The 17,848-nt window shown below is 70.1% G+C and carries 17 protein-coding genes, 1 pseudogene and 1 riboswitch; of the genes and pseudogenes, 9 read left to right on the top strand and 9 right to left on the bottom strand.

Features of this window, described 5'->3' with window-relative positions:
- The first annotated feature begins 38 nt into the window (after nucleotides 1-38).
- Nucleotides 39-980: an ABC transporter substrate-binding protein gene (locus OG698_RS20405; protein ID WP_326778561.1), complete on the top strand. Its 942-nt coding sequence runs from the start codon at nucleotides 39-41 to the stop codon at nucleotides 978-980.
- A 101-nt stretch (nucleotides 981-1,081) separates the two neighbouring features.
- On the opposite strand, the pseudogene OG698_RS20400 reads toward OG698_RS20405, so the two are convergent.
- Nucleotides 1,082-1,543: pseudogene (locus OG698_RS20400) on the bottom strand (carboxymuconolactone decarboxylase family protein).
- Nucleotides 1,544-1,604: 61 nt separating this feature from the next.
- Nucleotides 1,605-2,147 (bottom strand): carboxymuconolactone decarboxylase family protein, encoded by a 543-nt coding sequence (locus tag OG698_RS20395; RefSeq protein WP_399971160.1) that lies wholly within the window; start codon nucleotides 2,145-2,147, stop codon nucleotides 1,605-1,607.
- Between the two features lie 47 nt (nucleotides 2,148-2,194).
- Here OG698_RS20395 and OG698_RS20390 point away from each other — a divergent pair, with 47 nt between their 5' ends.
- On the top strand, nucleotides 2,195-3,619 hold the full coding sequence (locus tag OG698_RS20390; protein WP_406104545.1) for a PLP-dependent aminotransferase family protein: 1,425 nt from the start codon (nucleotides 2,195-2,197) through the stop codon (nucleotides 3,617-3,619).
- Nucleotides 3,620-3,798: 179 nt separating this feature from the next.
- Here OG698_RS20390 and OG698_RS20385 read toward each other — a convergent pair whose 3' ends face one another.
- The gene (locus OG698_RS20385) at nucleotides 3,799-4,644 is read right to left on the bottom strand and encodes a hypothetical protein (protein WP_406111183.1); all 846 of its coding nucleotides are present in this window, start codon (nucleotides 4,642-4,644) and stop codon (nucleotides 3,799-3,801) included.
- A 130-nt stretch (nucleotides 4,645-4,774) separates the two neighbouring features.
- Complete coding sequence (rocD, locus tag OG698_RS20380; protein WP_406104544.1) at nucleotides 4,775-6,073, bottom strand: ornithine--oxo-acid transaminase; 1,299 nt, start codon at nucleotides 6,071-6,073, stop codon at nucleotides 4,775-4,777.
- Nucleotides 6,074-6,117: 44 nt separating this feature from the next.
- Nucleotides 6,118-6,204: riboswitch (ZMP/ZTP riboswitch) on the top strand.
- Nucleotides 6,205-6,264: 60 nt separating this feature from the next.
- Here rocD and OG698_RS20375 point away from each other — a divergent pair.
- Nucleotides 6,265-7,713 carry a glycine hydroxymethyltransferase gene (locus OG698_RS20375; RefSeq protein ID WP_399971163.1) on the top strand — a complete coding sequence of 483 codons (1,449 nt, stop codon included), beginning with the start codon at nucleotides 6,265-6,267 and terminating at the stop codon, nucleotides 7,711-7,713.
- Between the two features lie 104 nt (nucleotides 7,714-7,817).
- Here OG698_RS20375 and OG698_RS20370 read toward each other — a convergent pair whose 3' ends face one another.
- The 3 genes from OG698_RS20370 to OG698_RS20360 all read right to left on the bottom strand — a co-directional run bounded on the left by OG698_RS20370 (nucleotide 7,818) and on the right by OG698_RS20360 (nucleotide 10,216).
- The gene (locus tag OG698_RS20370) at nucleotides 7,818-8,573 is read right to left on the bottom strand and encodes a hypothetical protein (protein WP_406104542.1); all 756 of its coding nucleotides are present in this window, start codon (nucleotides 8,571-8,573) and stop codon (nucleotides 7,818-7,820) included.
- A 139-nt stretch (nucleotides 8,574-8,712) separates the two neighbouring features.
- Entirely contained in the window at nucleotides 8,713-9,576 is an 864-nt protein-coding gene (locus OG698_RS20365) for a hypothetical protein (RefSeq protein WP_406104541.1), read from the bottom strand.
- Nucleotides 9,569-10,216 carry an RNA polymerase sigma factor gene (locus OG698_RS20360; protein ID WP_383616017.1) on the bottom strand — a complete coding sequence of 216 codons (648 nt, stop codon included), beginning with the start codon at nucleotides 10,214-10,216 and terminating at the stop codon, nucleotides 9,569-9,571. Before OG698_RS20360 ends, OG698_RS20365 begins: the two co-directional genes overlap by 8 nt.
- A 191-nt stretch (nucleotides 10,217-10,407) precedes the next feature.
- Here OG698_RS20360 and trpS point away from each other — a divergent pair, with 191 nt between their 5' ends.
- Together trpS and OG698_RS20350 are read left to right on the top strand one after the other, a co-directional pair.
- Nucleotides 10,408-11,421, top strand: a complete 1,014-nt coding sequence (gene trpS / locus OG698_RS20355) for a tryptophan--tRNA ligase (RefSeq protein ID WP_406104539.1) — start codon at nucleotides 10,408-10,410, stop codon at nucleotides 11,419-11,421.
- A gap of 63 nt (nucleotides 11,422-11,484) precedes the next feature.
- Nucleotides 11,485-12,066, top strand: a complete 582-nt coding sequence (locus tag OG698_RS20350; protein WP_406104537.1) for a 2'-5' RNA ligase family protein — start codon at nucleotides 11,485-11,487, stop codon at nucleotides 12,064-12,066.
- Nucleotides 12,067-12,102: 36 nt separating this feature from the next.
- On the opposite strand, the gene OG698_RS20345 is transcribed toward OG698_RS20350, so the two are convergent.
- Nucleotides 12,103-12,858, bottom strand: a complete 756-nt coding sequence (locus tag OG698_RS20345; RefSeq protein WP_100594776.1) for a decaprenylphospho-beta-D-erythro-pentofuranosid-2-ulose 2-reductase — start codon at nucleotides 12,856-12,858, stop codon at nucleotides 12,103-12,105.
- 197 nt (nucleotides 12,859-13,055) lie between these two features.
- Nucleotides 13,056-14,624, bottom strand: a complete 1,569-nt coding sequence (locus OG698_RS20340; RefSeq protein WP_406104535.1) for an FAD-binding protein — start codon at nucleotides 14,622-14,624, stop codon at nucleotides 13,056-13,058.
- Nucleotides 14,625-14,765: 141 nt separating this feature from the next.
- Here OG698_RS20340 and OG698_RS20335 point away from each other — a divergent pair, with 141 nt between their 5' ends.
- The 4 genes from OG698_RS20335 (at nucleotide 14,766) to OG698_RS20320 (ending at nucleotide 17,816) form a co-directional block, all read left to right on the top strand.
- Nucleotides 14,766-15,275, top strand: a complete 510-nt coding sequence (locus OG698_RS20335) for a phosphatase PAP2 family protein (RefSeq protein ID WP_406111181.1) — start codon at nucleotides 14,766-14,768, stop codon at nucleotides 15,273-15,275.
- Nucleotides 15,276-15,313: 38 nt separating this feature from the next.
- Nucleotides 15,314-16,327, top strand: coding sequence for a decaprenyl-phosphate phosphoribosyltransferase (locus OG698_RS20330; RefSeq protein ID WP_406111179.1), 1,014 nt, complete (start codon nucleotides 15,314-15,316; stop codon nucleotides 16,325-16,327).
- Nucleotides 16,328-16,443: 116 nt separating this feature from the next.
- Entirely contained in the window at nucleotides 16,444-16,908 is a 465-nt protein-coding gene (locus tag OG698_RS20325; protein WP_406104534.1) for a GtrA family protein, read from the top strand.
- Nucleotides 16,896-17,816: a YihY/virulence factor BrkB family protein gene (locus OG698_RS20320; protein WP_406104532.1), complete on the top strand. Its 921-nt coding sequence runs from the start codon at nucleotides 16,896-16,898 to the stop codon at nucleotides 17,814-17,816. The genes OG698_RS20325 and OG698_RS20320 overlap by 13 nt, the downstream gene beginning before the upstream one ends.
- Nucleotides 17,817-17,848: the final 32 nt, after the last annotated feature.

Here is a 17,848-nt window from a genome sequence, read left to right as displayed (position 1 = left end):
TTCGATCTTTCCGCCCGGTGCGGGCACGCAGGATGACCATGGGGCTCGCGGCCGCGGGCACCCTCCTGGTGGCGACCGGTTGCGGCGCCGCCGACATGACCAAGCAGTCCTCCCCGTACGCCAACGCCCAGGGCGCGAAGACGGTGACCCTGTCGGTCCAGTCCTGGGTCGGCGCGCAGGCCAACATCGCGGTGGCCCAGTACCTGCTCGAGCACGAGCTCGGCTACCGCGTCGACACCGTCCAGGTCGACGAGGTCCCCGCGTGGGACGCGCTCAGCCAGGGCCGCGTCGACGCGATCATGGAGGACTGGGGCCACCCCGACCAGGAGCAGCGGTACGTCAAGGACAAGAAGACGATCGTGAACGGCGGCGACCTCGGCGTCACCGGACACATCGGCTGGTTCGTCCCCACGTACTTCGCCAAGCAGCACCCGGACGTCACCGACTGGAAGAACCTCAACAAGTACGCGTCCCAGCTGCGCACTGCCGAGAGCGGCGGCAAGGGCCAGCTCCTCGACGGCTCCCCGTCGTACGTCACCAACGACAAGGCACTGGTCAACAACCTGAAGCTGAAGTACCAGGTCGTGTTCTCCGGTTCCGAGGCGGCTCAGATCACCCAGATCAAGCAGTTCGCCAAGGCCAAGAAGCCGTTCCTGACGTACTGGTACCAGCCGCAGTGGCTGTTCAAGAAGGTGCCGATGACGGAGGTGAAGCTGCCCGCGTACAAGGAGGGCTGCGACGCCGACCCGAAGAAGGTGGCCTGCGCCTATCCGAAGACGCCGCTGCAGAAGTACCTCAACGCGGACTTCTCGAAGAGCGGCGGCAAGGCGGCGGCCTTCCTGAAGAACTTCAAGTGGACGACCGAGGACCAGAACGAGGTCTCTCTGCTCATCGCCGATCAGAAGCTGTCGCCGGACGAGGCGGCGAAGAAGTGGATCGACGAGCACGAGTCGACTTGGCGGTCCTGGCTGCCGAAGTAGCCGCAGGGCTCCTTCCCGCGCGCGTGCCGGGTGCCTTTCCTGACGGGGGCACCCGGCACGTCTGTGCGCGGACTTCTACGGGTGGGGGCGTGGTCGGCACGTCACCACTGCGGTCCGCCGGGCGCGATCCGGCGGCTCACCATGAGCCGGTTCCAGCTGTTGATGACGCTGATCACGCCGAGGAGATGGGCGAGCTCGGCCTCGCCGAAGTGCTTGGCCGCCTTCTCGTACGTCTCGTCCGGCACGAACCCGTCGGTGAGGACGGTGAGGACGGTGAGGACGGTGAGGAGCTCGGTCAGCGCGAGCGCCGCCTGCTCGCGCTCGGTGGAGTGCTCGGGGGCCTCCGCCCAGGCATGGAGCAGCGCGATCCTTCCTCAAGCTCTCGACTTCGCTCGAGCAGGGGATACCCCGACCGCACTCTCGCCGTTCTTCTCGACGGCGAGGTCCACGTGCATGTCCAGGCAGAACGCGTACTCGTTGATCTACGAGGCCCGAATCATCACCAGCTCGGCGAGAACCGGGTCGCCGAGCCCCTTCTTCGCGGCGGCGCCGAGCGCGATCATCGCGTCGCGCACACCCGTGTCCAGTCGCGCACACCCATGTCCAAGTGCGTCGTAAGGGCTGTTACTTGAAGTCGCCCGCGGTGTAGTGCCCGGGCACCATCCGCGTCGACACACCGAACCGGTTCCACGCGTTGATCACCGTGATCGCGGCGATCAGCTGCGTCAGCTCCTTCTCGTCGTACAGCTTCGCCGCCTTCTCGTACGTCTCGTCCGGCACGAACCCGTCCGTGAGCACGGTGATCGCCTCGGTCAGCTCGATCGCCGCGATCTCCCTGGGCGTGTAGAAGTGCTGCGACTCCTCCCACGCGGCCAGCTGGATGATCCGCTCGACGCTCTCGCCCGCGGCGAGCGCGTCCTTGGAGTGCATGTCGAGGCAGAACGCGCAGTGGTTGAGCTGCGAAGCGCGGATCTTGACCAGCTCCAGCGTCACCGGGTCGACGCCCTTACGGGCCTCCGCGTCGAGCCGGATCATGGCCTTGTAGACCTCCGGAGCGTGCTTGGCCCAGGCCAGCCGGGGTGCGTGCTCGTGGACGTACTCCTTGGTGGTCCGGCCGGCGTCGGTGGTCGGGCCGGTGCTGTCGGTGGTGTTCTCGTTCGTCGTCATGACATCGACCCTACGAGCGGAGTAGCCCACGGGTATGGTCCAATTCCATGGTGGAATCCTGGGCCACTTCGCCCTCCGGTCAAGCGCTCGGTATCGATCTGCACGTCGAGCCGACCGGCTCCGGCCTGCGCAAAGGCCTGACCGACGCGCTCCGTGACGCCGTACGCGGCGGCCGCCTCGCCCCCGGTGTCCGCCTCCCATCCTCCCGCACGCTCGCAGCCGATCTGGGCATCGCCCGCAACACGGTCGCCGACGCCTACGCCGACCTCGTCGCCGAGGGCTGGCTCACCGCGCGCCAGGGCTCGGGGACGCGCGTCGCGGAGCGGCCGGTGGAGGCGCCCCGGCCGGCCCCGACCCGCGGCCGGCGCGCTCCTGCCGGACTCCGCCACGACCTGCACCCCGGCACCCCCGACCTCTCCTCGTTCCCGCGCGCCGAATGGCTCAAGGCCTCGCGCCGCGCCCTCAACGCCGCCCCGAACGACGCCCTCGGCTACGGCGATGCCCGCGGCCGCATCGAACTGCGCACCGCCCTCGCCGGCTACCTCGCCCGCGCCCGCGGCGTCCACGCCGACCCGGACCGCATCGTGATCTGCTCCGGCTTTGTCCACGGTCTGATGCTGCTCGGCGAGGTGCTGCGCAACAGGGGCGTGCGAGACGTGGCCGTGGAGACGTACGGGCTCGACATCCACTGGGACGTCCTGACGCGGTCAGGCCTGCGCACCCACCCCCTTCCTCTCGATCAACTCGGCACCTGCACCGATGAGTTGGCGACCGGTGAACCGGATGTGGGCGCCGCCCTCCTGACCCCCGCCCATCAGTTCCCGGTGGGTGGGGCCCTGCACCCCGACCGCCGGACCGCCGTCGTCGACTGGGCCCGCCGCACCGGCGGACTGATCCTGGAGGACGACTACGACGGCGAGTTCCGCTACGACCGCCAGCCGGTCGGCGCCCTCCAGGGCCTCGACCCCGACCGCGTCGTCTACTGCGGCACGGCCAGCAAATCCCTCGCACCCGGCCTGCGCCTCGGCTGGCTGGTGCTGCCGCCCTCCGTCATCGGGGAGGTGATCGAGGCGAAGGGCGTCGCCGACTGGTCGTGCGGCGTCCTCGACCAGCTGACCCTCGCGGAGTTCATCGACTCGGGCGCCTACGACCGCCATGTCCGCGGCGCCCGCCTGCGCTACCGCCGCCGCCGCGATCAGCTCGTCGCCGCCCTCGCCGAACGCGCCCCCGGCGTCCGCGCCACCGGAATCGCCGCCGGACTGCACGCCGTCCTCCAACTCCCGCCCGGCACCGAACAGTCCGTGGTCCGCGCCGCCGCCTGGCAGCGCCTCGGAGTCGCCGGCCTCTCCAGCTTCCGCCACGAAGCGGCCCCCGCCGAACCACCCCTGGACGCCCTGGTAGTCGGCTACGGAACCCCACCGGACCACGCCTGGACCAGCGCGCTCGATGCGTTGTGCCGGGTGCTGCCTTAGGGGGCGGGCGTCGGGCAGTGGGCGTCTCGGCTTGAGCGGCCCGGGTTCGGGTCGGGCGGCCATGGGCGGTCGTGGACGGTCAGCTCAGGGTCGGTTCGGGGTCGGGTCGGTTCGGGGTCAGAACGGGTTCGGTTCGGGTCGGGTCGGGCCGGAACGAGTTCGGGTCGGGTGGTTTCGGGTCAGACCCGGGCCGGTGCGGACGCGTCCCCCACCGGCGCCTCCCCGAAGCGCGCCAGCGCCAACGCCCCCGCCACGGCCACCACGAACCCGAGAACCGCCAGCCAGGCCAGCCCTTCGCGCGTGCGATCCCCGAGCCAGATCACCCCGACCAGCGCCGGCCCCACTGTCTCGCCCACGACCATCCCCGCGGTGGCCGTGGTCACCGACCCCTTCTGCAACGCCGAGGTCAGCAGCAGAAACGCCGAGCCCCCACCGAGCAGCAGCGCATATGTCGCCGGATTGCTCAGCAACGCGCCGGGCGACACGTCGTCGATGAGCCGCACCGACACCTCCACCACCCCGAACCCGAACCCCGAACCGAGCCCCAGCGCGAGCGCCCGCCCCCTCCCCGGAAGCCGCCCGGCCACCGCCCCGATCAACAACACCCCCAGCGCTGTCCCCAGCATCGTGTACCGCAACGCGTCCGAACCGGCCTTGTCTCCCTCCGTCCCCGACGCCAGGCCCAACATCGCAAGCCCCGCCACCACTACTCCGACGGCGCCCCACTCGACACCGCTCAACCGCACATCCAGCAGCCGCGAGGCCACCACCGCCGTCACCGCCAGACTCGCGGCGAGCGCCGCGCCGACGGCATAGATCGGAATGGATCGCAGCGCCACGACCTGCAACACGAACCCGAGGAGGTCGAGTCCCAGCCCGGCGACATAGCGCCACTGCCGCAGCGCCCGCAGCAACAATGCGGCGTCGACGCCGGACCCCGACCCCGGCTCCGCGGCCCGCGCGGCCATCGCCTGCAACACGGAAGCCGTACCGAAACAGACCGCAGCCCCGAGCGCGCAAACCATTCCAAGAAGCACAAAGCGACTGTAGAGGGTGCCCCGCACCGGGCGGCTCGCGGGCGGCCCACCCTCCGGGGGGCGCCCCCGTGAACGGCCGGACCACGAGCCGGCGGCCCCTGCCGGAGGCGCACCACCGTCAGACCGCCAGGACCGCCCGAAGCTGGTCGAGCCCCCAGTCCAGGTCCTCCTGACTGATCACCAGAGGCGGAGCGATCCGGATCGTGCTCCCATGGGTTTCCTTGACCAGGACGCCCTTGTCCATCAACTTCTCCGAGATCTCCCTTCCCGTCCCGTACGACGGATCGATGTCGACCCCCGCCCACAGCCCGCGTCCCCGCACCTGCGTCACCTTGCCCGTGCCCACCAGCAGTCCGAGCTCCGCGTGCAGATGCTCGCCCAGCTCCGCCGCCCGCTGCTGGAACTCCCCGGTGCGCAGCATCGCGATGACCTCGAGCGCCACCGCACAGGCCAGTGGATTCCCGCCGAACGTCGACCCGTGCTCACCCGGCTTGAACACCCCCAGCACCTCGCTGCTGGACACCACTGCCGACACCGGCACGACCCCACCGCCGAGCGCCTTGCCCAGCACGTACATGTCGGGCACCACGCCCTCGTGCTCACAGGCGAACGTCCGCCCGGTCCGCCCGAGACCCGACTGGATCTCGTCGGCGATGAACAGCACGTTCCGCTCGCGGGTCAACTCCCTTACCGCCGGCAGGTATCCGGCCGGTGGTACGAGGACACCGGCCTCGCCCTGGATCGGTTCGAGCAGCACGGCCACGGTGTTCTCGGTGACAGCGCCACGCAGTGCCGTCAGATCGCCGTACGGCACGATCTCGAACCCCGGCGTGTAGGGACCGAAGTCCGCGCGCGCCTCCTGGTCCGTGGAGAAGCTGACGATGGTCGTGGTGCGCCCGTGGAAGTTGTTGCCCGCCACGATGATCTTCGCCCTGCCGTCGAGCACCCCCTTGACCTGGTACCCCCACTTTCTCGCCGTCTTCACGGCGGTCTCCACTGCCTCCGCCCCTGTGTTCATCGGCAGCACCATGTCCATGCCGCACAGCTCCGCGAGCTGGGTGCAGAACTCGGCGAACCGGTCGTGGTAGAAGGCGCGGGACGTCAGCGTCACCCGCTCCATCTGCGCCTTGGCGGCCTCGATGAGCCGCCGGTTCCCATGGCCGAAGTTGAGAGCCGAGTAGCCGGCGAGCATGTCGAGATACCGGCGCCCCTCGACATCCGTCATCCACGCCCCCTCCGCCGTGGCGACCACGACGGGCAGCGGATGGTAGTTGTGCGCACTGTGCGCTTCGGACGCGGTGATGAAGGCTTCCGTTACGGCATTCGGAGGAGTCACAGCAGTCACGGGATCTCCGTTCTTACGGCTCTTATGACGCGAAGACGTGGGCTTGTGGCCCCTTCCTACCGTCGCTCGCATCGTGGACCGGGAACCTCGCTTCCCGGCGCGCCCGGTAGGGTGGCCCGCAGGGCCGTGACTGGCGCGCTGGGATGGGACCGACCATCGGGGAGCGGCCTGTGAACTGTGTGCCGTGCGCCTGGGCCGACCCGTGAACCCCCGCTCTCGACTTCGCTCGGGCAGTGGAGGTCCCATCCGTCCGGAGGTCCGTCATGTCAGAGCCCGCCCTCTCCACCGAATCCGTAGCGTTCCGCAGCGCCCTCGACGTGATCCGCGCCGTCGAGCCCCGCGTGGCCGACGCCATCGGCCAGGAGCTCGCCGACCAGCGCGAGATGCTCAAGCTGATCGCCAGCGAGAACTACGCCTCCCCGGCCACCCTCCTCGCGATGGGCAACTGGTTCAGCGACAAGTACGCCGAGGGCACCGTCGGCCGCCGCTTCTACGCCGGCTGCCGCAACGTCGACACCGTCGAGGCCCTCGCCGCCGAACACGCCCGCGAGCTCTTCGGCGCCCGCCATGCGTATGTCCAGCCGCACTCCGGTATCGACGCCAACCTCGTCGCCTTCTGGGCCGTCCTCGCCCAGCGCGTCGAGGCCCCCGCCCTGGAGCTGGCCGGCGTCCGCAACGTGAACGACCTCTCCGACGCCGACTGGGCCGAGCTCCGTCAGGCCTTCGGCAACCAGCGCATGCTCGGCATGTCCCTGGACGCCGGCGGCCACCTCACCCACGGCTTCCGCCCCAACATCTCCGGCAAGATGTTCGACCAGCGCAGCTATGGCACCGACCCGCAGACCGGCCTCGTCGACTACGAAGCCCTGCGCGCCACCGCCCGCGACTTCAAGCCGCTGATCATCGTCGCCGGCTACTCCGCGTACCCCCGCCTCGTGAACTTCCGCATCATGCGCGAGATCGCCGACGAGGTCGGGGCGACCCTCATGGTCGACATGGCGCACTTCGCGGGCCTCGTCGCAGGCAAGGTCCTCACCGGCGACTTCGACCCGGTGCCGCACGCCCAGATCGTCACCACCACGACGCACAAGTCGCTGCGCGGCCCGCGCGGCGGCATGGTGCTCTGTGACGACTCGCTCGTCGACCAGGTCGACCGCGGCTGCCCGATGGTCCTCGGAGGTCCGCTGCCCCACGTCATGGCCGCCAAGGCCGTGGCCCTGGCCGAGGCCCGCCGCCCCGAGTTCCGCGACTACGCCCAGTCCGTCGTCGACAACGCCCGCGCCCTCGCAGAGGGCCTGACCCGCCGCGGCGCCACCCTTGTCACGGGCGGCACGGACAACCACCTCAACCTGATCGATGTCGCCACCTCCTACGGGGTCACCGGCCGCCAGGCCGAGAACGCGCTCCTCGACTCCGGCATCGTCACCAACCGCAACTCCATCCCCTCCGACCCCAACGGGGCCTGGTACACGTCCGGCATCCGCATCGGCACCCCCGCTCTGACCACCCGGGGCCTGGGCACCGCGGAGATGGACGAGGTCGCCGGCCTCATCGACCGCGTGCTCACCGCTGCCGAACCGGGCACCACCAGCAAGGGCGCGCCCTCCAAGGCCCAGCACATCCTGGACGAGAAGGTCTCCGACGAGGTCTCCACGCGAGCGTCCGACCTGCTGAGCGGCTTCCCGCTCTACCCGGAAGTCGACCTCACCTGATCGCTTGACCCCCTAGCTCCGTGATCTCCTGACCGGCCCGTCATCAGCCGCACCGACGGGCCGGTCAGTGCGTACTCGCAGCCGTGAGAGCTGACGGGCGACTCTCAGGAGTCGATCAGCTGCTGCCGTGGTCCGGTGTCCGGCGGGGACTCGCCCGTCCCGCGACGACGCGGCAGCCTGCCGGCCAGCGGCCGCAGCACCAGAGCCAGCGCGGCACCCGCCGCCAGCCCCGGTATCGCCCACCACCAGTCCGTCCCCTCGCCCGCCCGGGCTGCCGAGGCCCGCGCGCCTGCGGACTGCCCGGCACCGCGACTGTCGGCTGCCGGAGCCGGAGCTCCACCGAGCGCTTCCTTGGACCGGTCGGGCGACTGCCAGGGTGCCGGGAAGATCGGGCTCCCGCCCTTTTGGGACCGCTCGCCCATGACTCCGAGGCCCTTCAGCAGCGCGCGCAGCTCTGCCGGCTTCTGCGCCTTGTGCCAGTACCCGTTGTAGGAGTCCGGCACGTGTGTCGCTGTGTGTATCCAGACGTCCTTCGTGCCCGGCGAGTCCGGATAGACCTGGTCGACCCGCCACGGCAGCACGTCGTGCAGCAGCCAGGTGACATTGAGCTGACGTCCCGCGCCTATGCCCAAGCCGGGCGGCTCCTCCCGTCGGCCCTGGTCCGGCTCGCCCAGGAGGCTTTCCAGGGGCCCGTACTTCTTGTCACTGAAGTAGAGCGACGCGCTCTGGCCGCTCTCGGGCGACACCACCAGAACGCTCGTCGGTCCGCCGGCCGACGCCCCTGACGCGCTCAGCAGCATCGCGGCGAGTGCCGCCGTCAGGGCCACCGCCAGCGCGGCCAGCCTTCGTACTGTTCGCATCCGTTCCCCCCCCAGCTGGTCCCGGCACGGCCCGCCCGTGCCGATTCACTTCTGGTACACCGCTCGACCCGACCGGGTTCCCAACTTTGGCGCGTGAGTTCTCGGGTGTGCGGGAGCCCGCCGGCTCAGCCCGCGGATATCAGCGGACGGCGTCCGGCTTCCGTACCGAGCGTGCGATCTCCATCGCCCGCTCCTGGGAGTCGATTCCCTCCAGGCGGAGTGTCACCTGCTGCCGACGGGTCCACAGGAGCGTCGGGCCCGCGGCGCGTTCCGAGCGGGTCCACCGGTCGCCGTTGCCGTCGAGCATCCAGAAACTGAGCAGATGGGGCTGGGCGAACCACAGCCCCGTATCCGGGCCGAGGTCGACCCAGCGCGGCTGCATACGCACCGATTTCGTGTACCCGATGTCGAGCTGGGCCGGGTACTCGTCGAGTCGGATCGTGTGCCCGTCCTCGCGCCAGCACAGCGTGATCAAGAAACGCGATCTCGGTTCCCGCGTCACCGTGACGGCGTCAGGCATCCCCAGCTCGTCCGGCACCAGGGGTTCGAATCCGGCTTCTCGTCGGGCCTCACCCAGCGAGAGCGACGTACCGCACCCGGGGACATGAGCACCGGACGACGGCAGGGCCGAGGGGTCGTACCGGACCTCCACGCTGCCGAAGCCGAACCAGTCGGCGACCGCGGCCCGCACCGGAGGCGTGAGCACGAGCACGGTCAGCACTCCGCACATCCCCGCAGTGAGCATCCGCCACCGCTTCCGTATCCAGCGGCGCGCCCGCCGCACCTGGGCAGGGGCCGCCCCCGGCTCGGCCACCGGCGCCGGAACCGACTCGGCGAGTATCTGCGCCAGTACCCGCTCGGCCATCGACTCGCCGCCGGGGCCCAGACCGTCCAGGGACCTGCCCAGCGCCCGCAGCTCATCCGGCAGCCCGCGACCCGCGCGGGGCCCGTGCGCCTTGCTGGGGCCGTGGCTCCCGTCGTGCTCGTGGCGCGGCTCACTCATGCTCATCACCTCCCTCCCGCGGGTCCAGCTCGGCCGGAAGAATCCGCTTCAGCTTCCGCAGCGCGCGATTGAGCCTCGACTTCACTGTGCCGCGCGGCCAGCCGAGCGCCTCGGCCGTCTCCGCCTCGTCCATCTCCAGCAGATACCGGTACGTGACGACCAGCCGATGCTCCTCGCTCAGCTCCTCGAGCGCGGCGAGCAATGCCGTCCGCCGCTCGTCGTGGACGGCCGCGACCGCCGGATCCGTGGTCTCGGGTATCAGCGGCTCGGCCTCTATCAACGTCGCTTCCCGCCCCACGACCGAACGCTGTCGCACCGCCGAGCGCACTGTGTTCCTCGTCTCATTGGCGACGATCGCGAGCAGCCACGGCTTGAACGACGAGTCGTCCCGAAACTGTCCCAGGGCGCAGTAGGCCTTGAAAAAGGCCTGCTGCACCACGTCCTCCGCGTCCGCGCCCGCCCCGAGGGCCCGGGCCGCCCGCAGCGCCAGCCCGGTGAAGGCGCGCACCAACACTGCGTACGCCTCCACATCTCCGGCGCGCACGCGAGCGATCACCGCACGCTCGTCGTCGACGACGCGGCCCCCCTCCAGGACCTCCCCCTGTGTCCTCACATCGTTGATACACCGCACCCCGCGCATCGGTTCCCACCCGTCGCACAGGTTTTCCGAACTCGCTCCGCAGACAGGTCCGAAGCGAGATCTCGGAGCCAGATCCCGGCGACACGCCGGGCGGGGTGGGCGACGGCTCTCCGTACACGGTTCGGCACTTGTCGTGCATCCGTCGCCCACCTGTTTCCAACCAATGAGAGACACCTGAGACAATGAGGAGCATGGCCTCTGATCGTCCCCGCGTGCTCTCAGGAATCCAGCCCACCGCAGGCTCGTTCCACCTCGGCAACTACCTCGGCGCGGTCCGCCAGTGGGTGGCGCTGCAGGAGTCTCACGACGCGTTCTACATGGTTGTGGACCTGCACGCGATCACCGTGCCGCAGGACCCGAAGGAGCTCCGGGCCAACACTCGGCTCGCCGCGGCGCAGCTCCTCGCCGCCGGCCTGGACCCGGACCGCTGCACGCTGTTCGTGCAGAGCCAAGTCCCCGAGCACGCGCAGCTCGGCTGGGTCATGAACTGTCTGACGGGCTTCGGCGAGGCCTCCCGCATGACGCAGTTCAAGGACAAGTCCGCCAGGCAGGGCGCCGACCGCGCGACCGTCGGCCTCTTCACGTACCCGATCCTCCAGGTCGCGGACATCCTGCTCTACCAGGCCGACCAGGTGCCCGTGGGCGAGGACCAGCGTCAGCACATCGAGCTGACGCGCGACCTCGCCGAGCGCTTCAACGGCCGATTCGGCGAGACCTTCACGGTCCCGGCGCCGTACATCCTCAAGGAGACGGCGAAGATCTACGACCTCCAGGACCCGTCGATCAAGATGAGCAAGTCGGCATCGACGCCGAAGGGGCTCGTCAACCTTCTCGACGAGCCGAAGATCACCGCCAAGAAGGTCAAGAGCGCGGTCACCGACACCGACACCGTGATCCGGTTCGACCCGGAGAACAAGCCGGGCGTCAGCAACCTCCTCGCCATCTACTCCACCCTCACCGGCACAGGTATCCCGGAACTGGAGCAGAACTACGAGGGCAAGATGTACGGTGCGCTCAAGACGGACCTGGCAGAGGTCATGGTGGACTTCGTGACACCGTTCCGGACCCGTACCCAGGAGTACCTGGACGACCCGGAGACGCTCGACTCGATCCTGGCCAAGGGCGCGGAGAAGGCGCGTGCTGTCGCCGCCGAAACCCTCGCCCAGGCATACGACAAGGTCGGGCTGCTGCCCGCGAAGCACTGAGCCCCAGCCCCGCCTGAACGGCCTTACCGCCACCCGCCCACCACACGACGACAGGAGTACGACGTGGGGACCGTAACGATCGGCGTTTCGATCGCGGTCCCGGAGCCACACGGCAGCCAGCTCCAGGAGCGGCGCGCGGGCTTCGGTGACCCCGCGGCGCACGGCATCCCCACGCACGTCACTCTGCTCCCGCCGACAGAGGTGGAGGACGGGTCGCTGCCTTCGATCGAGGCCCATCTCGAGGAGGTCGCCGCCGCGGGGCGGAACTTCGCGATGCGGCTCGCGGGGACGGGAACCTTCCGTCCGCTGTCTCCCGTTGTGTTCGTACAGGTCGCGGAGGGCGCCGAGGCCTGCACGTGGCTGCAGAAGCAGGTACGTGACGCGTCGGGTCCGGTCGCGCGCGAGCTGCAGTTTCCGTATCACCCGCACGTCACGGTGGCGCACGGCATCGCGGAGGAAGCGATGGACCGGGCATACGAGGACCTCGCCGGATATGAGGCGGCCTGGCAGTGCACCGGATTCGCGCTGTACGAGCAGGGCGCCGACGGTATCTGGCGCAAGCTGCGCGAGTTCCCCTTCGGCGGCCCGGCCGTGCCCGCGCAGGGTCCCGACCGTTCGAAGCGGGGCCGACAGCCGGCTCGCTGACGCGAAGCGACTCGGCCGGCCGCTGTCCGACGCGGCTTACATCGGCAGGCGCCGGAACACCGGACGCGGGACATGCCGCAGCGCCGACATCACCATGCGCAGCGCCCCCGGCACCCACACGGTCTCCGACCGGCGCCTGAGCCCCGTCTCGATCGCCTGTGCCACCGCCTCCGGCGTGGTGGCCATCGGCGCTTCCGCCATGCCCGCTGTCATCTTTGACCGTACGAAGCCGGGGCGGACGACCATCACATGCACGCCGGTGCCGTGGAGCGCGTCGCCGAGGCCCTGCGCGAAGGCGTCCAGGCCGGCCTTGCTCGACCCGTAGATGAAGTTGGACCGGCGGGCCCGCTCGCCCGCGACCGACGAGAGCACCACCAGCGAGCCGTGGCCCTGGGACTGCAGGGCGCGGGCACAGATGAGGCCCGCCGATACGGCGCCGGTGTAGTTGGTCTGCGCGACGCGCACGGCGGAGAGCGGCTCGTCCTCGTCGCGGGCCTGGTCGCCGAGGATCCCGAACGCCAGTAGCACCATGTCGATGTCACCCTCGGCGAACACCTTGCCCAGCGTCACCTCGTGGGCCTCGGAGTCGAGCGCGTCGAAGGCGACGGTACGGGCGTCGGCGCCCATGTCGCGGAGTTCGGCGGCCGCACGGTCGAGGGCGGGGGACGGGCGGCCGGCCAGCCACACCGTTCGGGTCCGCCGTGCCACGAGGCGTCGGGCGGTGGCGAGGGCGATCTCGGAGGTGCCGCCGAGGACGAGCAGGGACTGGGGGGTGCCGAAAGCGTCCTTCATGAGAACCGAACTCCAAATAGGCGGGACCGAAATCGGTGGGGGCGGGATGGGAACCCGGACGGCGCGAGCGGTGTACCAAAAGTGAATCGGTGCGGAGGGGCCGTGCCGGGTGAGGGGGGTACGACGTGCGCGCGATGTGGGGGAGCGATTGCCGGCATGTGCGAGGGCCCTGGTCGTGGCGCTCGTTCCCGATCCATTCAGAGTCCGAGGCGCCGGGACAGATCCGAGCGGAATACGCCTCGCGGGTCCAACGTGGCTCGCAGGGCACGGAATTCGTCGAGGCGGGGATACATCGTCGAGAGCAGTTCGGGCCTTAGCCGCGCGTCCTTGGCGAGGTAGACGCGTCCGTCCGCCGCGGCCACTTCCTCGTCGAGTTCGTCGAGGAACGCGCCGAGGCCCGGCAGGTTCGCGGGAATGTCGAGGGCCAGCGTCCAGCCGGGCATGGGAAAGGAAAGCCAGCCGGGATCCCCGTCGCCGAAGCGCTTGAGGACCGCCAGGAAAGAGGGGCAGCGGCGCTCGGAGATGCGCTGCACGATGCGGCGAAGCGCTTCCTCCTGGCCGAATCCGACGACGAATTGGTACTGGACGAATCCACTGCGCCCATAGATGCGATTCCAGTGCGGTACGCCGTCGAGGGGGTGGAAGAACGAGGAGAGCTTCTGGATCTCGCCGACGCGTGACGTAGGGGCCTTGCGGTACCAGAGCTCGTTGAAGAGGCCGACGGTCCTCCGGCCCAGGAGCCCTTCGGGCACGAATCCGGGCGGTGCTGGGAGCTGTCCGGGGCGGAACGTCAGAGGCGCCCTGCGGGCCCGTGCGGGAACGGCATCCAGCGGGGCGTGATCACCGCGTGTGAGTACCGAGCGGCCCATCGCGGCACCGCGGGCCAGGAGGTCGATCCAGGCGACTGAGTAGCGGTAGAGGTGATCGGTCTCGGTGAGTCGGGCCATCAAGCCGTCGAGGTCAACGACACGTTCGGTGTCGACCAACATGAACGAGGTTTCGACAGGGAGGAGTTGGAGGGTGACGGTGAGGATGATCCCGGTGAGTCCCATGCCGCCGGTTGTGGCGTCGAAGAGCTCGCTGCCGCGCTCGACGATCCGCACCTCACCGTCGGCCGTGAGCAGTTCCAGGGCGAGGACGTGGCGGGAGAACGAGCCCGAGACGTGGTGGTTCTTGCCGTGGATATCGGCGCCGATCGCGCCGCCCACCGTGACGTAGCGGGTGCCGGGGGTCACGGGGACGAACCAGCCCAGGGGGAGGAGGACTTCCATCAGGCGGTGCAGGGAGACGCCCGCGTCGCACAGCACGGTCCCGCCGGACGCGTCGATCGCGTGAATGCGGTCCAGGCCGGTCATGTCCAGGACGCTGCCGCCGGCGTTCTGCGCCGCGTCTCCGTAGGCCCGGCCCAGGCCACGGGCGATGTTGCCCCGGTGGCCCGACGTCCCGCACGCACGGACCACGGCTGCTGCTTCCGCGTAGGAACGGGGGCGCACGATGCGGGCGGCGGTGGGGGCGGTGCGGCCCCAGCCCGTCACGGGGACGGTGTCGAGGATGCCGCCGGAGGGACCGTCGTGGGCGGCGTCGGGGGAAGGCGAAGCGGTCGGGGGAGTGCTCGGTGCTGGGGCGGCCGGTGAGACGGGCGCAGGTGCGGGCGCAGATGTGGGCGCAGATGTGGGCGGCGCGGCAGGGGCGGCTGGGCCGGGGGGTGTGACGCCGGGGGCGACGGTGGGTGTGCGGGCAGCGGGGGGAGCGGGATCGGCAGCCATGAATGCGACCGTATCGCCCATAGATGAGGCCTTCGCCCCAAACGAACCAAGCTCTCACTGAAATGGGTGATTGAGTGGATGTCATCACAAATTGTCTGAGATATGGGGGTTTTGGCCCGCAGAGTGAGCCACGTGGACGACATGGACCGCCGATTGCTGTCGGCATTGCGCGACTGCGGTACGGACCGGCGCGTGGCAATGGCCGCGCGCGCACTGTCCTGGAGCGGGGAGCACGGGGCGCTCTGGCTCGGTGCGGGGCTGCTGGGGGCGGTGGCCGACCGGGAGCGACGAGGGGCGTGGCTGCGCGGTACGGCGCTGACCGCCGCGGCGCACCTGGCCAGCATGGGAGTCAAGCGGGTCGTCCGGAGGCCGCGGCCGGGCGTGGAGATCGGTGTGGAACCGCTTGTGCGGACGGCGGGGCGGCATTCCTTCCCCAGCTCGCACGCGGCTTCGGCCGCCGCTGCGGCAGTGGCGTACGGGGCGTTGCGGCCGGTGGGGGCGCGGCTCGTCCCGCCGTTGGCGGCGGCGATGTGCGTCTCTCGCATGGTCGTCGGGGTGCACTACCCGTCGGACGTGGCCGCGGGGGCTGCGCTCGGGGCGGTCGCCGCGCGGCTCGGGGCTCGTTGGGTGGCCGGGGGTGCCCGGCGATGACGGAACGGACTGAGCGAAGGGAAGAGGTGGGGAACGCGATGGATGCGGGGGGAGCGGAAGACGGAACGTCGTTGGCGCACGCGTCCGAACAGGCGCGGCACAGGGCGCCCACGGCGTTGTTGGACCGGCCGCGGGGGCAGTCGATGCCGGGGCCGCGCGCGGCGACGATGCCCGGATTGCCGGCCGGCTTGTTGAAGACGGCGAGGCCGCGGCAATGGGTGAAGAACGTGCTCGTTGTGGCCGCACCCGCGTCGGCCGGTGAGCTGTTTTCGTGGCACGCGGCGGCACAACTGGTCATGGTCTTCCTGCTGTTCACGGCGGCCGCCTCCGCCGTGTATCTGATCAATGATGCGCGGGACGCCGAGGCGGACCGGGCGCACCCGGTCAAGCGGAACAGGCCCGTGGCCGCGGGGCACGTTCCGGTGGCGGTGGCCTATGTGGTCGGGGGCGGGCTCGCGGTTCTCGCGCCGCTGGTGGCCGCGGCCCTGTGCACCCCGATGACGGCGGTGCTGCTGACCGCCTACGTCGGGATGCAACTGGCGTACTGCATCAGTCTCAAGCACGTTCTCGTCGTCGATCTCGTCGTGGTGACCGCCGGATTTCTGATGCGGGCCATGATCGGCGGGCTCGCGCTGGGGATTCCCCTGTCACGGTGGTTCCTGATCACGACGGGGTTCGGGGCGCTGTTCATGGTGTCGGCCAAGCGGTACTCCGAGGCCGTGCAGATGGCCGGGAAGTCGGGGGCGACGCGGGCGTTGCTGTCGGAGTACACGACCGGCTATCTGCGGTTCGTCTGGCAGCTTGCCGCAGGGGTGGCCGTTCTCGCCTACTGCCTCTGGGCCATGGAGGAAGGCGGGGTGGCGAGAACAAGTCTGCTGCCGTGGAGACAGCTGTCGATGGTGGCCTTCATTCTCGCCGTCCTGCGCTACGCGGTCTTCGCCGACCGTGGCACGGCGGGTGAGCCGGAGGACGTCGTTCTGCGGGACAGAGCACTGGCCGTGATCGGCCTGGTGTGGGTGGCGATGTACGGGCTCGCGGTCGCCAACTGGTGAGTGTCGAGTGAGGGCGTGTCGAGTGAGGGCGTGCTGAGGGCAGGCCCGTTCCGGGAGGGCGCGGCACGTGGGGCGTGGGGGATGAGCGGTCGTGGTGGGTTCGGGGATGGTGGTGGATGAAGAGGCTTGGGCGCGAGCTGGTGGGGTTCGCGATTGTGGGGAGCTGGGCGTACGTCGCCGACCTGGGGATCTTCGTGTGGCTGAGAGGGTCGGTGGGGTGGGATCCGATCGTCGCCAAGTCGCTTTCGTTCCTTGCTGGTTGCACGGTCGCGTACGTGGGGAACGCGCTCGGTACCTATCGCCGGGCGGTGGTCGAGGTGTCACGGGTGCGGCGGTACGGGGTGTTCTTCGCGGTCAATGTTGCGGGGGCGCTGGTGCAGCTGTTGTGTATCGCCGTGTCGCACTACGGGCTGGGGCTCACGTCGCAGCGCGCGGACACGGTGTCCGGGGCGGGGGTGGGCATGGTGCTGGCCACGGCTTTGCGGTTCTGGGGTACTCGGACCCTTGTCTTCCGGGCGGCGATGCCGGCGAGACGTGCGAGAACGGTCAGGGAGGGCAGGCTCGGATCATGGACTGGCTGAAGAGACTCCCCGGCGTCGGGCCGATCGTCGTACGGCTCATGCGTACGCACGCGTGGTGCGCCTACGAGCGGCTCGACCAGGTGCACTGGACGCGGCTCGCGGCGGCGATGACGTTCATCAGCTTCCTGGCGCTGTTCCCGCTGCTGACCGTGGCCGCGGCGATCGCGGCCGGCACGCTCAGCGCGGAGCGGCAGAAGACGCTCCAGGACAAGATCGCGGAGCAGGTGCCCGGCATCTCCGACCAGTTGGACCTGGGCTCGCTCGTCGCGAACGCGGGCACGGTGGGTCTGGTGGCGGGGGCGTTGCTGCTCTTCACCGGCATCGGGTGGGTCGGCTCGATAAGAGAGTGCCTGCGCGCCGTCTGGGAGCTGGAGGACACGGACGAGAACCCGGTCATGCGCAAGGTCACGGACGCCGGGGTTCTGGTGGGGCTGGGTGGGGCCGGGCTCGCCTCACTGGCGGCGTCGATGCTCGCCTCGACCGCAGTGGGGTGGACGGCGGACCAGCTCGGCATCGCCCATGACGGATGGGGCGGCGCGCTGCTCAGGGCGGTGGCGTTCGCGATCGCTGTGCTCGCGGACTTCCTGCTGCTGCTCTATGTCCTGACGCTGCTGCCGGGTGTTCACCCGCATAGGCGGGAGCTGTTGACGGCGGCGCTGATCGGGGCGGCAGGGTTCGAGCTGCTGAAGCTGTTGCTCGGCAGCTATATGAAGGAGGTGGCGTCGAAGAGCATGTACGGGGCGTTCGGTACGCCGGTGGCCCTGATGCTGTGGATCAACTTCACGGCGAAGCTGCTGCTGTTCTGCGCGGCCTGGACGGCCACGCGGGGGCGGCCCGATTCGGACGTACTGGACGAGGCCGAGCCGGGGGCGGAACCGCCGGGGGTGGCGCGGGCCGGCGCCGCCTGAGACGGACGGCGCCGGTGCACTTGAGCCGGGCA

Origin of the sequence: Streptomyces sp. NBC_01003 (assembly GCF_045162695.1) — a bacterium.
Taxonomy (GTDB): Bacteria; Actinomycetota; Actinomycetes; order Streptomycetales; family Streptomycetaceae; genus Streptomyces.
Note: the sequence above shows the minus strand (reverse complement) of the source record. Positions and strands in the feature narration are given on the sequence as shown.

Bases quoted from the DNA above. Each gene is read 5' to 3' on its own strand.
- OG698_RS20335 (WP_406111181.1), top strand. From the start codon at position 14,766: ATGGACCGCCGATTGCTGTCGGCATTGCGCGACTGCGGTACGGACCGG.
- OG698_RS20325 (WP_406104534.1), top strand. From the start codon at position 16,444: ATGAAGAGGCTTGGGCGCGAGCTGGTGGGGTTCGCGATTGTGGGGAGC.
- OG698_RS20375 (WP_399971163.1), top strand. From the start codon at position 6,265: ATGTCAGAGCCCGCCCTCTCCACCGAATCCGTAGCGTTCCGCAGCGCC.
- OG698_RS20360 (WP_383616017.1), bottom strand. From the start codon at position 10,216: ATGCGCGGGGTGCGGTGTATCAACGATGTGAGGACACAGGGGGAGGTC.
- OG698_RS20330 (WP_406111179.1), top strand. From the start codon at position 15,314: ATGGATGCGGGGGGAGCGGAAGACGGAACGTCGTTGGCGCACGCGTCC.
- OG698_RS20365 (WP_406104541.1), bottom strand. From the start codon at position 9,576: ATGAGTGAGCCGCGCCACGAGCACGACGGGAGCCACGGCCCCAGCAAG.
- trpS (WP_406104539.1), top strand. From the start codon at position 10,408: ATGGCCTCTGATCGTCCCCGCGTGCTCTCAGGAATCCAGCCCACCGCA.
- OG698_RS20370 (WP_406104542.1), bottom strand. From the start codon at position 8,573: ATGCGAACAGTACGAAGGCTGGCCGCGCTGGCGGTGGCCCTGACGGCG.
- OG698_RS20340 (WP_406104535.1), bottom strand. From the start codon at position 14,624: ATGGCTGCCGATCCCGCTCCCCCCGCTGCCCGCACACCCACCGTCGCC.
- rocD (WP_406104544.1), bottom strand. From the start codon at position 6,073: ATGCGAGCGACGGTAGGAAGGGGCCACAAGCCCACGTCTTCGCGTCAT.
- OG698_RS20345 (WP_100594776.1), bottom strand. From the start codon at position 12,858: ATGAAGGACGCTTTCGGCACCCCCCAGTCCCTGCTCGTCCTCGGCGGC.
- OG698_RS20390 (WP_406104545.1), top strand. From the start codon at position 2,195: ATGGTGGAATCCTGGGCCACTTCGCCCTCCGGTCAAGCGCTCGGTATC.
- OG698_RS20395 (WP_399971160.1), bottom strand. From the start codon at position 2,147: ATGACGACGAACGAGAACACCACCGACAGCACCGGCCCGACCACCGAC.
- OG698_RS20385 (WP_406111183.1), bottom strand. From the start codon at position 4,644: ATGGTTTGCGCGCTCGGGGCTGCGGTCTGTTTCGGTACGGCTTCCGTG.
- OG698_RS20320 (WP_406104532.1), top strand. From the start codon at position 16,896: ATGGACTGGCTGAAGAGACTCCCCGGCGTCGGGCCGATCGTCGTACGG.
- OG698_RS20405 (WP_326778561.1), top strand. From the start codon at position 39: ATGGGGCTCGCGGCCGCGGGCACCCTCCTGGTGGCGACCGGTTGCGGC.